The following is a 15,066-nucleotide window of genomic DNA, read 5'->3' on the forward strand; positions in this document are numbered from 1 at the left end:
TAAAGATACAAAAATCTAATTAAAATTCTGCGTTTTGTGGCGTTCTTGGAAACGGAATTACGTCTCTAATATTTCCCATTCCTGTTGTAAATTGAACCAAACGTTCAAAACCTAAACCAAAACCAGAATGAACTGCCGTACCAAATTTACGTAAATCTAAATACCACCAAACTTCTTTTTCATCAATTCCCATGGCTTTAATTTTTTCAAGTAAAACATCATAGCGTTCTTCTCTTTGAGAACCACCAACAATTTCACCAATTCCAGGAAATAAAACATCCATAGCTCTTACTGTTTTTCCATCATCATTTAAACGCATGTAAAATGCTTTAATATCTGCAGGATAATCAAATAAAATTACGGGGCATTTAAAGTGTTTTTCAACTAAAAAACGCTCGTGTTCAGATTGTAAATCTACTCCCCATTCATTAATTGGATATTGAAATTTCTTCTTTTTATTTGGTTTTGAATTACGTAAAATATCAATAGCTTCAGTATATGAAACACGTTTAAAGTTATTATCTATAACAAATTTTAGTTTTTCTAACAAACTCATATCGCTTCTTTCAGCTTGAGGTTTGCTTTTTTCTTCTTGCGTTAAACGTTGGTCTAAGAAAGCCAAATCATCTTTACAGTGTTCTAAAGCATAACTTAAAACAGATTTAATAAAGTCTTCAGATAAATCCATGTTTCCATCTAAATCCATAAATGCAACTTCTGGTTCTATCATCCAAAACTCAGCCAAATGACGTGTTGTATTTGAGTTTTCTGCTCTAAAAGTAGGTCCAAAAGTATACGCTTTACCTAAAGCCATTGCAAAGGTTTCTGCTTCTAATTGTCCAGAAACAGTTAAGTTTGTTTCTTTTCCAAAAAAATCTTTAGAAAAATCTATTTTGCCATCTTCTGTTACTGGAGCTTTGTTGTCTTCAAAATTGGTAACTCTAAACATTTCACCTGCTCCTTCAGCATCAGAACCAGTAATAATTGGCGTATTTACATAGTTAAATCCGTTTTCTTGAAAATATTTATGAACCGCAAAAGAGAGTTTAGAACGTACACGCATTATAGCGCCAAATGTGTTTGTTCTTACACGTAAATGTGCATTTTCTCTTAAAAATTCGAAACTATGTTTTTTAGGCTGAATAGGATATTCATCAGGATTACAATCACCAAGAATTTCAATTTCTGAAACTTGAATTTCCACAGATTGACCTTTTCCTTGACTCTCTGCTAATATCCCTTTAATAGAAATTGCAGCACCAGTTGTAATTCTTTTTAGTATTTCTTCTGATGTGTTTTCAAAATCGATAACACATTGAATATTATTAATTGTTGAACCATCATTTATAGCAATAAAACGATTACTTCTAAAAGTTCTAACCCAACCTTTTAAATGTACTTCTTGTAAAAATGCATCTGATTTTAATATTTCGGCAACGTTTCTTTTCATCATCTTTAATATATTATTATGCGAATAAAGTCTTTTATGTAAAGAAACAAAGATAATTTATTTTTCTTTGTTTTTTTCTTCCTTTGGGGGGAAAATTTTCATTGCAGGCTCTTTAAAAACTTTCTTATTTGCTATTTTCTTTTCAAAAGTTAATAGTAATGAAGGTAATAAAAGTAAATTAGAAACCATTGCTAATAAAAGTGTAACGGAGACTAATCCTCCTAATGCTATTGTGCCTCCAAAACTAGAAAGTGTAAACACTAAAAAGCCAAAAAATAGAACAATTGAAGTATAAAACATACTTACACCTGTTTCACGTAAAGCGGAGTACACTGAAGGTTTTATTCGCCATTTATTTGCAATTAACTCTTGTCTGTATTTTGCTAAAAAGTGAATCGTATCATCTACAGAAATTCCAAATGCAATACTAAACACTAAAATTGTGGATGGTTTTATAGGAATATCTAAAAAGCCCATTAAACCCGCTGTAATTAAAAGTGGTAACATATTTGGAATAAGTGAAATCAAAATCATCTGAGGAGATCTAAACATCCAAGCCATAAAAATTGCAATTAATAAAATGGCTAATGATAATGATATTACTAAATTTTTGATTAAATAATTTGTTCCCTTTATAAAAACCAAAGCTTTTCCTGTAACAGAAACAGTATAATTTTCTGAAGGAAATTCCTTATTAATAACAGTCTTTAATCGCTCTTGAATAACATCCATTTTTTCAGTTCCAATGTCTTTCATAAACGTAGTAATTCTTGCATAACGTCCCGTAGAGTCTACGAAGCTTTTTAGCATTCCTGCATTGCTATCAGAGTTTTTGGTATAAGAAAAAATATAACTTTGTTCTTGACTTGTAGGTAGTTGATAATATTTTGGATTTCCTTTATAATAGGCCTGTTTAGAGTATTTTACCAAGTTAACAACAGAGATGGGTTTAGATAATTCAGGAAAATTTTCAATAACTTCATTAATTTTATCCATCTTTTTTAAGGTGGATAACTTCATAACTCCTTTATCTTTCTTTGTGTCAATTAAAATTTCTAAAGGCATAATACCACCAAACTCTTTTTCAAAGAATTTTATGTCTTTATAAAACTCTAAACCTTTTGGCATGTCTTCTATTAAACTTCCAGAAACTCTAATTTGATAAACCCCAATTATACCTAAAATAATAAAAAGTACTGTAGCAAAATAAATAGTAATACGTTGCTTTTTCACCATAGATTCCATCCAGTTTACAACATTTTCTATCCACTTTCTTTCAAGGTGATTTAAATGTTTTTTCTTAGGCAGCGGCATAAAACTGTAGATAATAGGAATTATCAATAGCGCTAAAATAAAAATACTAATAATATTTACGGAAGCTAGAATACCAAATTCTCTAAGTAAGCTACTTTTTACAAAAACAAAAGTTGCAAAACCAGATGCAGTGGTAATATTTGTCATTAAAGTAGCATTTCCAATTTTGGAAATTACACGTTGCAGCGATTTTGCTTGATTACCGTGCTTTTTTACTTCTTGCTGGTATTTATTGATGAGAAATACTGCATTAGGAACTCCAATAACAATTATTAAGGGAGGAATTAGCGCAGATAATACTGTGATTTCATATCGGAATAAACCAATAAAACCAAATGCCCAAACAACCCCAATTAAGACCACCAAAAGTGTTATGAAAGTTGCTCTAAAAGACCTGAAAAAGAAGAAGAAAATAACTGCAGTAATGCCTAAGGCACCACCAACAAACAGTATAATTTCATCTTGTATGTTTTGTGCATTTAAAGTTCTTATATAGGGCATTCCAGATACACGAACATCTAAATTAGTATCTTTCTCAAACTGTTTTATGGTTGGCTTTAATACATCAAAAATGAAATCTCTACGTTTTGGAGTATTTATAATCTCTTTTTTTATATAAATAGCAGTTTGTAGTGTTCCTGTTTCTTTATTGTAAAGTAAATTATCGTAAAATGGGAGTTTCTCAAAAAGTTGTTTCTTAATTTCTAAAACTTCTTCTGATGTTGTAGGATCTCCTTCGTACAAAGGTTCTAGAACAAATTTTCTATTTTTTCTATCTGCTTTTAATTTTTGAACATCAGCAATAGATAATGTGAAATCAATTTCATCTAGCTCCTCAAACTTTTTTACTAAATTATTCCAAGCATTAAATTTTTTGGGTGTGAAAACCGTAGAATCTTTAACGCCTAGTATGACTAAATTTCCTTCTTCTCCAAAAATTTCTAGAAATTTATTATACTCCAAGTTTGCTTCATGATCTTCTGGTAAAAGATTTGCTTCTGTATATGAGAATTTCATATACTTCATTTGAGAAGCTAAAAAACCTGTTATAATGGCAATTATTAATAGTACCAAATAACGGTTTCTTAAGATAATACCAGCAACTTTAGTCCAGAAATTCATTTAGAAAAATTTTATGCAAAGGTAATTAAATTGTATTCGTGTTTAAACAAAAAAAGAGTGTTGTTAAACACCCTTTTTTTATGATAAATGGTTTTTTTAAACCTTCATTATGTCTACTTCTTTTAAAGAAAATTTTGCCTCAATGTCTTTTACATGAGCATCTGTTAATTTTTGTACATCATCTTCTGCTATCTTCTTCATATCATCAGATATGTCTGCTTTCTTTATGTCGTTATTTGCATCTTTACGTGCGTTTCTAATACCAACTTTAGCATGTTCGGCTTCAGCCTTAGCTTGTTTTGCTAAATCCCTTCTTCGTTCTTCTGTTAATGGCGGAACATTAATCATAATAATATCACCATTGTTCATTGGGTTAAAACCTAAATTTGCTAATTGAATTGCTTTTTCAATTTCTTGCAGCATATTTTTCTCCCAAGGTTGAATGCTAATTGTTCTAGGATCTGGTGTGCTTACGTTGGCAATTTGACTTAAAGGAGTTTGTGCTCCATAATAATTCACCATAACATTTATTAACATTGATGGTGATGCTTTACCAGCTCTAATAGCACGTAATTCTTTTGTTAAATGCTCTATGGCATTATTCATTGCTTCTTTAGCAGTGTCTAGTATAAATTCAGTTTCTTCGTTCACCTTCAGTAATAATTTTAAAGATTATGATTATTTATTATTAACAATTGTACCAATGTTTTCTCCAGAAATAAGTTTCATTAAATTTCCGTTTGTATTCATATCAAATACTATAATTGGTAAATTATTTTCTTCACTTAATGTAAAAGCAGTCATATCCATTACTTTTAATCCTTTCTGAATAACTTCTTTAAAGGTAATTGTATCAAATTTTACTGCATCTTTATTTTTTTCTGGATCTGAGCTATAAACTCCATCCACTCTTGTCCCTTTTAAAATTGCATCGGCACTAATTTCAATAGCTCTTAATACGGCAGCTGTATCAGTTGTAAAATAAGGATTACCTGTTCCTGCGCCAAAAATAACAACTCTTCCTTTTTCTAAGTGCCTAATTGCTTTTCTCTTTATATAAGGTTCTGCAACTTCTTTTATCTCTAAAGCAGTTTGTAACCTTGTCTTAACGTCTTCTGCTTCTAGCGCACTTTGCAGTGCTAATCCATTGATACAAGTTGCAAGCATGCCCATGTGATCTCCTTGCACTCTGTCCATCCCATTGGCTGCACCAGCAACTCCTCTAAAAATATTTCCACCACCAATTACGATGGCAACTTCAATTCCTTTTTCTACTACTTGTTTTATTTCTTTTGCATATTCTGAAAGACGTTTTGGATCGATTCCATATTGTCTTTCACCCATTAATGCTTCTCCACTTAATTTTAATAGAATTCTTTTGTATTGCATAGTTTTGTTGAAAGTTATGCAAAATTACGTTTTTTTTTTGATTTTTAATTTTTTGAGAAAAAAAAACCTCGCAAAGTTGCGAGGTTTTAATAATTTTTAAATTTCTACTTTCATAGAAATAATAGAATCGTTTATCCTAAAGTAACTCTTTTAAAGATACTTACTTCAACATCACCAAACGTTTTAACATATTGTGCAACATTTTTCTTGTCATCTTTAATAAAAGCTTGGTCTAAAAGACATTGCTCCATATCTAAAGTAGTGTTGTCAGAAATGAATCTTTCCATTTTTCCTGGTAAAATTCTATCCCAGATTTTTTCTGGTTTTCCTTCAGCAGCTAATTCAGCTTTTGCAACTTCTTCAGCTTTTGCTAATACTTCTTCAGATAGTTGAGACATAGAAATATACTGAGGTACATTTTTAAGTGTTTTACCTAATCTACCTAACTCAATATTGTCTTTTTCTATTACAGCAATTCTAGCTTCAGTTTCTGCAGCTACAAATGCAGCGTCAAAATCTTTATAAGATAAAGTTGTTGCTCCCATAGAAGCAACTTGCATTGCAACATCTTTAGCTAATTCTTCTGCATTGTCTACCGTAGCAGATAAACCTACTAAAGCAGCAATTTTACCAATGTGTGTATAAGCACCAACATATGCAGCTTCAACTTTTTCAAAAGCTGTTATGTCTAACTTTTCACCAATAACACCAGTTTGCTCTATTAATTTTTCTGCAACAGTCATTCCACCAAAATCCGCAGTTAAAAAAGATTCTTTATCAGAATAATTTAAAGCGATGTCTGCAAATTCACCACCTAAAGCTACGAAAGATTCGTTTTTACCAACAAAGTCAGTTTCACAAGCTAAAACAATAGCAACTCCAGCAGTTTTACTGTCGTTAATTCTTGTTACAGCTACACCTTCTGTAGATTCTCTATCAGCTCTTTTTGCAGCAATTTTTTGACCTTTTTTACGTAAAACGTCTATTGCTTTGTCAAAGTTTCCTTCTGCTTCTACTAATGCCTTTTTACAGTCCATCATTCCAGCTCCAGTTGCTTCTCTTAATTTTTTAACATCAGCAGCACTTACTTTTACCATGTCACTTATTTGTTTTTATAGAAATCTAAGTTCCTATATTGTTAATTGTAATTATTTAGTTTCTTTAGCAGGAGTTTCAGTAGCTTCAACTTTAGGAGCTGCTTCTTTAGTCTCTTCAGCTTTCGCTTCTTCAACTTTAGGAGCTGCTACTTCTTTAGTTTCTTCAGCTTTCGCTTCTTTAACCTTAGGAGTTGCTACTTCTTTAGTTTCTTTAACTTTTTCTTTATCTGCTTTTCTATCTGATAAACCTTCTGCAATTGCATTTGTTACAAAAGATAATACTTTGTCTATAGACTTAGAAGCATCATCGTTTGCAGGTATTACATAATCTACTAATCTAGGATCAGAGTTTGTATCTACCATTGCAAAAATAGGAATGTTTAATTTTTGAGCTTCTGCAACTGCAATGTGCTCTTTTTTGATGTCAACTATAAATAATGCACCAGGTAAACGAGTCATATCTGAAATAGAACCTAAATTCTTTTCTAATTTCTCTCTCTGACGATTAATTTGTAATTTCTCTCTTTTAGACAATGCATCAAAAGAACCATCTTGCTTCATTCTATCAATTAAAGCCATTTTTTTAACAGCTTTTCTAATAGTTACAAAGTTAGTTAACATACCACCTGGCCATCTTTCTGTAATGAAAGGCATGTTTACTGCTTTTGCTTTTTCAGCAACAATATCTTTTGCTTGTTTTTTTGTTGCAACAAATAAAATTTTACGTCCAGAGTTTGCAATTTTTTGCAAAGCTTCAGAAGATTCTTCTATTTTAGCTGCAGTTTTATACAAGTCAATGATGTGAACACCATTACGCTCTGTATAAATGTATGGAGCCATGTTAGGGTTCCATTTTCTAGTAAGGTGTCCAAAGTGTACACCATTATCTAATAATTCTTTAATGTTTACGTTTGCCATTTTTTAAATGTGTTTACTTTCTGTTTTGAAATCAATGTATAAGTAGTCTTTCGAGTCTTATATATTTAGATGCTAAACTGTTTAATATTAATTTATATAACAGTTCTCGATATAATAATTTGCAGAAATAAATCTGTAAAATATTAACGTTTCGAGAATTGAAATTTCTTACGTGCTTTTTTCTGACCGAATTTCTTACGTTCAACCATTCTAGGGTCACGAGTTAATAATCCTTCTGGTTTCAAGATTATTCTATGATCTGCATCAATAGAAACTAATGCTCTTGTAATTGCCAAACGAATTGCTTCAGCTTGTCCAGTTACACCACCACCATAAACATTTACCTTAATATCATAAGATTCTAAGTTTTCTGTTAACATTAATGGTTGTTGAACTTTATATTGTAAAGTTGCAATAGGGAAATAGTCTTTGTAATCTTTTTTGTTTACAGTAATATTTCCTTTTCCTTCTGAAAGATAAATACGAGCTACAGCCGTTTTTCTTCTACCGATTTTGTGTACTATATCCATTATTTTAAATCGTTAAAGTTAATAGCTTTAGGCTCTTGACCTCCTTGTTTGTGCTCTCCACCTGCATATACATACAAGTTTCTGAATAGCGCTGCTCCTAAAATATTTTTAGGTAACATTCCTTTTACTGCTTTTTCGATTAATCTTGTAGGATCTTTCTCAAACATTTCTGTTGCAGTTAATGATCTCTGTCCTCCTGGATAACCCGTGTGACGGATGTAAGACTTCTCAGTCCATTTTTTTCCAGTTAAAACAATTTTTTCTGCGTTGATGATAACCACGTTATCTCCACAATCTACGTGAGGAGTAAAGTTTGGTTTGTATTTACCTCTAATTAGCTTTGCTACTTTAGAAGCTAGACGACCCAACGTTTGCCCGTCCGCATCAAGTAAAACCCACTCCTTGTTTACGGTAGCGCTGTTTGCTGATACTGTTTTGTAACTTAATGTGTTCATAATTACACTATTAGTTTTTGTTTATTAATAATAATTAATTTTCCTTAAAAAAGGAGTGCAAATATACCACTATTTATTTGATTCACAAATAGGGTTTTAGTTTTATTTTTTAGCCCCTTTTAACTTTATTGCCCCACTCTTAAATAGCTCAGAGGCAGATTGGTAATATGAAATTGTTTCTTTAAGAAAAGGAGTATTCTTTTTAACTGGGGATAGCGTGTTTTTTTTAGTATCCCATTCGTAATAGGAGAATTTTTTTTGTGTTTCTAATACGAGTAAATTGTTGTTTTTTAAAAGTGATACTTTTCTGTGATTACCAATAAAAGCACGTTCATCATTCGGTGACATTTTAGAAATATCTTTTCCAAAGAAGTTTGTGGTGTAGCTCCAATTTAAATATCCAAAAAGTGTTGGGAAAATATCTATTTGTGATGATAATTTATTTACTTCTGAAGGAGTTTTATCATTTAAATTATAGATAAATGCAGGAATATGATGATTTTTAACGTTAATTTCTGTTCTACCTGCGCTGTAAGCACAATGATCTGCCATAATAACAAAAACAGTATTTGCAAACCAAGGTTTTGTTTTTGCTTTTTCAAAGAACTGTTGTAATGCTTTGTCAGAATATTTTACGGCATTATCTCTTGTTCTTTGATTAGAATCAATTAGATCATCTGGAAATGTATAAGGTGGATGATTTGAACTTGTCATTACAAAATTAAAAAAGGGTTCTTTTGTTTTAGATTGCTTGTCTGCAACTTTTATCAGTTTATCAAAAAGATTTTCATCACAAGTTGCCCAAGCATTTTCAAAAGTAACTTCATTATCATTAATTCTATTTCTCTTAGTTGGTAGTTCTTCTTTTATACGATGCCATTTCCTTCTATCTACAATATCAAACCCATTGTAACTAAAGTAGTTTAACATATTATCAAAATGAGCATCACCACCATAAATAAAAGTTCTCGAATATCCTTTTTCTTTAAAGATCTCTCCAATGGTAAAAAGGTTATTATTGTTTTCTCTTTTAACAATGCTTCTTCCTGGTGTTGGTGGAATTGCTAAGCTAATGGCTTCAAGACCTCTAATAGTTCTTGTTCCTGTTGCATACATATTGGTAAATGAAATCGATTCTTTTAATAAAGAATCTATCGTGGGAGTTAGTTCTTTTTTAGATCCGTATCTATTAAGGAAAGAAGCACTCAAACTTTCTAAACCAATAAAAATAACATTAGGTTTCTTTTCTGTACCTACGTTTTTAGTGAACCTAAGAATACTGTTAGAAGATCTTAATAAGCTGTCATTTGTTGCTTTAACTAGGTTTCTTGTTATTTTAAAACTTTCTTTTTTGGGTAGCGTTAAATAAAATTCATTGTAATTTAATTCATTGCTTTTATAGGCAGCGAAAAATGAATATAAACCAGATTTAGCAAGTTCATTTTCACTAATACTATCAAATACTTCTGCTTGAATATTTTTAACTGAAAAATGAAATATTCCGAATATTCCGAAGATTATAAAAGCGGGAATTAATTTAGAAACAAAACGATTTCTGCTTTCAAAAGTGTTTTTATAGGCCTTCTTTTTTTTTGCATAACGAATGCTAATAATCAGTATTAAAATAATTAACCCAACTAGTAAATATAGCGGAAAAGATTGGTGAATGTTTTCAATAACCTCATACGTGTATAAAAGGTAATCTACTGCTATAAAATTATAGCGACGCTGGTATTCTTGCCAAAAGGGAATTTCTGCTAAAAAAGAAAAAATAAGCAGAAACAAAAAGAAACCATAAGTGAATTTACTTACTATTTTATCTAATTTACTTCCATAGAACCTATTTGGTATAAGAAGTAGATATAGGGTGTATATAACTAAAATATAGGACAAAGAGCCAATATCAAAAATAAAACCAATACCAAAAATTTCAATAAAATTTAGAAAAGAAAAATTAAAGTGATTAAAACTTAAAAAATATAATATTGCACGAATAATAAAAGAAAAGGCTAAAAAAGTAAAGCTAAAAGTTTTCAGTAATTGAAATCTTTCAGGTAATTTTAAGATGGTTCGTTGTGGCATAAATGGGTGCTATTAATTTAATATTTTAAGCTAATTATTCTTAGTTATAGGTTTTTAACAATTTAGTAAGCATAAAGCATTTTCTAAAAAGTATAATTTATTCTATAGAGATGTGAAAGTCAACAAGTAAAAAAAGTAAAAATAGGAAAATTTTTTTATTGAAAAAATAAACGGCTTTAACATAGCCCTTCTTTAAATGTTAATTTTCTTTGAGAAAACAGCAAATAATTAACATATCATTAAGAGAATAGTCCACTATTTTTGCACCTTATTTGAAAGCTATTTTCTAACTTTTTTATTAAAAATATTTTGATGAAATATTCATTTATAACCTTCTTTTTTTGTGTTTTAATTTCAATAAATAGTACTGCTCAAGAAATTAATTCTGAAGTTATTACCAAAAGAATTTACACAACAAAACCACTTAAAAATAAACCGATTATTGATGGTGATGTTTCTGAGGCTGCTTGGAATGTTGTAGAATGGTCTACAGATTTTGTTCAAAAGACACCCAATGAAGGTGTTGCGCCAACGCATCAAACAAAGTTTAAAGTAATGTACGATGCTAAATATCTATACGTTGCTATTGTTGCTTTTGATGAAAATCCAGAATTAATTCAACAAAGATTAACAAGAAGGGATGGTTTTGCTGGTGATAGAGTAAACGTTATTATAGATAGTTATCATGATAAAAGAACAGCATTTGTATTTACAACTACTGCTGCAGGAGTAAAAGGGGAAGAAATTGCAACCCAAAATGGAGGTAATTGGGATGAAAGTTGGAATCCAATTTGGTATACAGATGCAAAAGTAAATGATAAAGGTTGGGCCGCAGAAATGAAAATTCCTTTTAGTCAATTGCGTTTTGGAAAAGCGAAAGAACAAATATGGGGCTTTAATATTAATCGTACTATTTTTAGAAAAAACGAACGCTCTTTGTGGCAAAGAATTCCAAATGATCAATCTGGATTTATAAGTGAAGCAGGAGAATTGCATGGATTGATAGATCTAGTGCCACAAAAACAATTAGAAATTCAGCCTTTTACAGTTTTACAATATGATAACTATGAAGCTGAAGCAGGAAATCCTTACAGAGATGGAAGTGATTTTAAAGTAAATGGAGGTTTAGATGCAAAAATTGGAATTACAAACGATTTAACTTTAGATTTAACAATCAACCCAGATTTTGGTCAAGTTGAAGCAGATCCTGGAGCAATTGCATTAGATGGATTTCAGATTTTTTTCCAAGAACAACGTCCGTTTTTTGTTGAAAATAAAAACATCTTCGATTTTAAATTTGCAAACGGTAGAGATAATCTTTTTTATAGTAGAAGAATTGGTAGAAATCCTCATAGAACTGCAAATTTAGCAGATGGAGAATTCTCTAAAGAGCCAATAAATTCAACAATTTTAGGTGCAGCAAAATTTTCTGGAAAAACACAAAATGGTTGGTCTTTAGGAGTTTTAGAAAGTGTTACGGCTAATGAATATACAGAAGTTAGGGAAGTAGATGGCGAAACAAGAGAAGAGATCGTAGAACCTTTAACAAATTATTTTGTAGCCAGAGCTCAAAAAGATTTTAACAAAAGAAATACTTTTATAGGAGGAATTTTTACAGCAACAAATAGAAATTTAGACGGTAATTTTTCAGAATTACATAAAGCTGCATATTCTGGAGGAATAGATTTTAGACATAATTGGAAAAATAGAGCTTATTATATTGAAGGAAATGCAATATTAAGTCATGTTTTAGGAAGCGAAGAAGCAATAGAAAATACACAGCGTTCTATTGCACGGTATTTTCAACGAGTAGATGCAACTCATGTAGAAGTAGATCCAACAAGAACCTCTTTAACAGGAACTGGAGGAAGAATTGAAGCAGGAAAACAAGGTGGAGGAAACTGGCGTTATAACGGAGGTTTTGTATGGCGTTCGCCAGAGTTAGAGTTAAATGATGTTGGTTTTTTAAGGCAAACAGATGAGGTAATTCAGTTTTCAAATCTTAGATATTTATGGCAAGTTCCAACAAAAACGTACAGAGATATTCAATTAAGAATAGAGCAATTTAATACCTATGATTTTGATGGAAATCATAATAGAACACAATATGAATTTCAAGGAAATATAAATTGGATTAATAATTGGTCGACAGAAATTGGTTTTGGTCACAAGCCAAGAATTTTTGGTAATTCATTTTTAAGAGGTGGTCCACGTTGGCGTTTTGCTGATGAAAATTTTGGTTTCTTATTTTTTGGTTCTGATAAAAGTAAAAAAATGAGTTTTACTTTGGGGTATGTTGATGGAGTTTCAAAAGAAAATGTAGTTGATTTTAAAAAATATGTAGTTCGTATGAATTATCAACCTTTCGATTCTTTTAATTTGTCATTAGAAACAGAGCTTGAAAAAACAGAAGACAAAACACAATATGTTTCAGAGCGCGATTTTGGAAATGAAAAAAGGTATATTTTAGGGAAGATAAATAATCAATCTTGGACAACTACTTTAAGAATGAATTATAGTATTAACCCAAATATGTCTATTCAATTTTATGGGCAACCTTATATTGCAAGAGGTAGGTATTCTAACTTTAATTATGTGAATAATCCTACTTCAGAAAGTATAAATGATAAGGTGATTTTGTATACTTCTAATCAGATTTCTGAAGGTTTAAATGCAGATGGAACTTCAATTTATAATATAGATGAAAATTTAGATGCTGCTTCAGATTATAGTTTTGAAAAACCCGATTATTCTTATGTACAATTTAGAACAAATTTAGTTGCACGTTGGGAATATATACCCGGTTCTGAGTTGTTTTTTGTGTGGGCTAGAGGAGGTGTAGGTGCTGGTGATTCAAGAAATTCGTTAACTAAAAGTTTTCGAAATCAAATCATAGACAGACCCTTAGAAGATACTTTTTTAATAAAAGCTACGTATAGATTTGTGAGGTAACTTTTTAAAAAGGAGCATCAATTTTAAAGGTCATTTTTTCTTTTGTTGATGGATGAATAAACGCTATAAACTCAGCATGTAAATGCAATCTGTTTTCTTTTTTTCCATACAAATCATCACCAATAATAGGCATATTTAATCCGTTTTTATGTGCAGCATGAACTCTTAATTGATGCGTTCTTCCTGTTATTGGATAAAAATAAACCAAAGTTTTATCATTTTCTCTTTTGATAACTTTCCAATTTGTTTCTGCCTTTTTTCCATGTTCATAACACACCAATTGTTTAGGTCTATCATCTAAATCTACTCTTAAAGGCAAATTAATTGTTCCTTCATTTTCTTTAATATTTCCATCTAATAAAGCAACATAACGTTTTTTAATCGTTCTTTTAATAAACTGACTTTGCATTACTTTATTAGCCTCTTTTGTTTTAGTAAGAACTAAAATGCCAGAAGTAGACATGTCTAATCTATGCACAATTAAAGGGCCTGTAGCTTCAGGATATTTTTCTTTAATACGTGTATATACAGAGTCTTTAATTTCTTTACCGGGAACCGATAAAAGCTCTGTAGGTTTGTGAACCACAAGTAGAACATCATCTTCAAAAATAATTTCTAGGTCTTGTTTTTCTGATAAATTTTGCAGCAGTAAATTAGCATCCATTTTAAGACCTTCTAACATGTGAGAAAGAATTGGTTTACATCTTCCTTGGCAAGCAGGATAATAGTTTTTATGTTTTCTGATTTCTGAGTTTGGAGAAATTCCCCACCAAAATTCTGCCATTGAGATTGGTGTTAAATCATTAGCAAAAGCATATTGTAATAACTTTGGAGCAGAACATTCTCCAGCGCCTGCAGGAGGTTTTATTTGCGGATTATTAAAAATAGTATTTAAACCTTTTAACACTTTGTTTCTATTCAAAAATTGATATTTTTCAAATAAAGTTTGCTGAAGAATTGCAGATTTATCTTTACGCTCTTTCTTTAAAGAAGCAATCTTAAGTTCAAAGTCAGCAAGTGATTTTCTGTCTTTTTCTATCTTACTTTCATAATACTCATGCAATTCTTTATAAAAAAATTGATCATTAAAACTTTCTTGTTCTAATTTTTTTTTGAGCATTTTAAATGTTTCATTATTTTGATTTTCTTTCGCTTTTTTCTTACGGATTCTTCTATTAACTTTAGAAGCTTTCATCTTTTTTCGCTGTAACTCTAAATCATTAGCAATAATAGTTGAAGTCTTTTTTACTATTTTTTTTAAAGCTAAATAGGTTTCATCTTTTTTTAAAGAACCAATTTGTTTATTTATTTCACCAATTTCATCTTCACCTTTTATATAAAAACTACCTTCAGTTCTCATATTAAAAACAGGAGGAACAAATTTTTCTGGCAAACTCTTATCAGCCAATTTACCTGAAAAAGCAGCTAAATACCCAATTTCATTTTGTTGATTTTTAACAACTAAAACACCAAACATTTTTCCAATAGGTAACTCATTTAAATTTGAGTTTAATCCAAAATTATGTTCAAAATCTGTCTGATTTTCTAAGTATTCTTGCAATTCTTTTACCGCAATTTTACTTAACAAATGCGGTTCATAGTAAAACGGAAATGTAAATTTCTTTGGAAGCGCTATTGCTGAGATGTTTTCTTTAAAATGTTGGAAGTAGTTCAAATGTATCAAAGTCTTTATATAATCCTATTTATAGAAGGCAAAAGTAGTTATTTTAAAAGGGTTTTTATTTAAAATGTGAAGT

At 30.4% G+C, this 15,066-nt stretch carries 11 protein-coding genes; 1 reads left to right on the plus strand and 10 read right to left on the minus strand.

Annotated elements, in window-relative coordinates; genetic code table 11:
* Positions 1–19: 19 nt before the first annotated feature.
* The 9 genes from asnS to BTO04_RS11860 all read right to left on the minus strand — a co-directional run bounded on the left by asnS (position 20) and on the right by BTO04_RS11860 (position 10,357).
* Positions 20–1,453, minus strand: coding sequence for an asparagine--tRNA ligase (gene asnS, locus BTO04_RS11820; protein ID WP_087564693.1), 1,434 nt, complete (start codon positions 1,451–1,453; stop codon positions 20–22).
* A gap of 54 nt (positions 1,454–1,507) precedes the next feature.
* Positions 1,508–3,886 carry an RND family transporter gene (locus tag BTO04_RS11825; RefSeq protein ID WP_087564694.1) on the minus strand — a complete coding sequence of 793 codons (2,379 nt, stop codon included), beginning with the start codon at positions 3,884–3,886 and terminating at the stop codon, positions 1,508–1,510.
* 96 nt (positions 3,887–3,982) lie between these two features.
* Positions 3,983–4,537 (minus strand): ribosome recycling factor, encoded by a 555-nt coding sequence (frr, locus tag BTO04_RS11830; protein ID WP_087564695.1) that lies wholly within the window; start codon positions 4,535–4,537, stop codon positions 3,983–3,985.
* 27 nt (positions 4,538–4,564) lie between these two features.
* A complete protein-coding gene (gene pyrH / locus BTO04_RS11835) occupies positions 4,565–5,275 on the minus strand; it encodes a UMP kinase (RefSeq protein WP_087564696.1) in 711 nt (236 codons plus the stop codon).
* A 131-nt stretch (positions 5,276–5,406) separates the two neighbouring features.
* Positions 5,407–6,372 carry a translation elongation factor Ts gene (gene tsf, locus BTO04_RS11840; protein ID WP_087564697.1) on the minus strand — a complete coding sequence of 322 codons (966 nt, stop codon included), beginning with the start codon at positions 6,370–6,372 and terminating at the stop codon, positions 5,407–5,409.
* A 51-nt stretch (positions 6,373–6,423) separates the two neighbouring features.
* Complete coding sequence (gene rpsB / locus BTO04_RS11845) at positions 6,424–7,290, minus strand: 30S ribosomal protein S2 (RefSeq protein WP_087564698.1); 867 nt, start codon at positions 7,288–7,290, stop codon at positions 6,424–6,426.
* A gap of 143 nt (positions 7,291–7,433) precedes the next feature.
* On the minus strand, positions 7,434–7,820 hold the full coding sequence (rpsI, locus tag BTO04_RS11850) for a 30S ribosomal protein S9 (RefSeq protein WP_087564699.1): 387 nt from the start codon (positions 7,818–7,820) through the stop codon (positions 7,434–7,436).
* Complete coding sequence (rplM, locus tag BTO04_RS11855) at positions 7,820–8,275, minus strand: 50S ribosomal protein L13 (protein ID WP_087564700.1); 456 nt, start codon at positions 8,273–8,275, stop codon at positions 7,820–7,822. The genes rpsI and rplM overlap by 1 nt, the downstream gene beginning before the upstream one ends.
* Before the next feature lie 102 nt (positions 8,276–8,377).
* Positions 8,378–10,357, minus strand: coding sequence for an LTA synthase family protein (locus BTO04_RS11860; protein ID WP_087564701.1), 1,980 nt, complete (start codon positions 10,355–10,357; stop codon positions 8,378–8,380).
* A gap of 312 nt (positions 10,358–10,669) precedes the next feature.
* Here BTO04_RS11860 and BTO04_RS11865 point away from each other — a divergent pair, with 312 nt between their 5' ends.
* Positions 10,670–13,309 carry a DUF5916 domain-containing protein gene (locus tag BTO04_RS11865; protein WP_087564702.1) on the plus strand — a complete coding sequence of 880 codons (2,640 nt, stop codon included), beginning with the start codon at positions 10,670–10,672 and terminating at the stop codon, positions 13,307–13,309.
* A 4-nt stretch (positions 13,310–13,313) separates the two neighbouring features.
* Here the strand turns inward: BTO04_RS11865 and BTO04_RS11870 are convergent, their stop codons facing one another.
* On the minus strand, positions 13,314–14,984 hold the full coding sequence (locus BTO04_RS11870) for an RluA family pseudouridine synthase (RefSeq protein ID WP_087565408.1): 1,671 nt from the start codon (positions 14,982–14,984) through the stop codon (positions 13,314–13,316).
* Positions 14,985–15,066: the final 82 nt, after the last annotated feature.

The organism is Polaribacter sp. SA4-10 (genome assembly GCF_002163835.1).
Lineage (GTDB): Bacteria > Bacteroidota > Bacteroidia > Flavobacteriales > Flavobacteriaceae > Polaribacter.

Excerpts from the sequence above, each read along its gene's own strand:
- asnS (WP_087564693.1), bottom strand. The coding sequence starts at position 1,453 with ATGATGAAAAGAAACGTTGCCGAAATATTAAAATCAGATGCATTTTTA.
- BTO04_RS11825 (WP_087564694.1), bottom strand. The coding sequence starts at position 3,886 with ATGAATTTCTGGACTAAAGTTGCTGGTATTATCTTAAGAAACCGTTAT.
- pyrH (WP_087564696.1), bottom strand. The coding sequence starts at position 5,275 with ATGCAATACAAAAGAATTCTATTAAAATTAAGTGGAGAAGCATTAATG.
- tsf (WP_087564697.1), bottom strand. The coding sequence starts at position 6,372 with ATGGTAAAAGTAAGTGCTGCTGATGTTAAAAAATTAAGAGAAGCAACT.
- rpsB (WP_087564698.1), bottom strand. The coding sequence starts at position 7,290 with ATGGCAAACGTAAACATTAAAGAATTATTAGATAATGGTGTACACTTT.
- rpsI (WP_087564699.1), bottom strand. The coding sequence starts at position 7,820 with ATGGATATAGTACACAAAATCGGTAGAAGAAAAACGGCTGTAGCTCGT.
- rplM (WP_087564700.1), bottom strand. The coding sequence starts at position 8,275 with ATGAACACATTAAGTTACAAAACAGTATCAGCAAACAGCGCTACCGTA.
- BTO04_RS11860 (WP_087564701.1), bottom strand. The coding sequence starts at position 10,357 with ATGCCACAACGAACCATCTTAAAATTACCTGAAAGATTTCAATTACTG.
- BTO04_RS11865 (WP_087564702.1), top strand. The coding sequence starts at position 10,670 with ATGAAATATTCATTTATAACCTTCTTTTTTTGTGTTTTAATTTCAATA.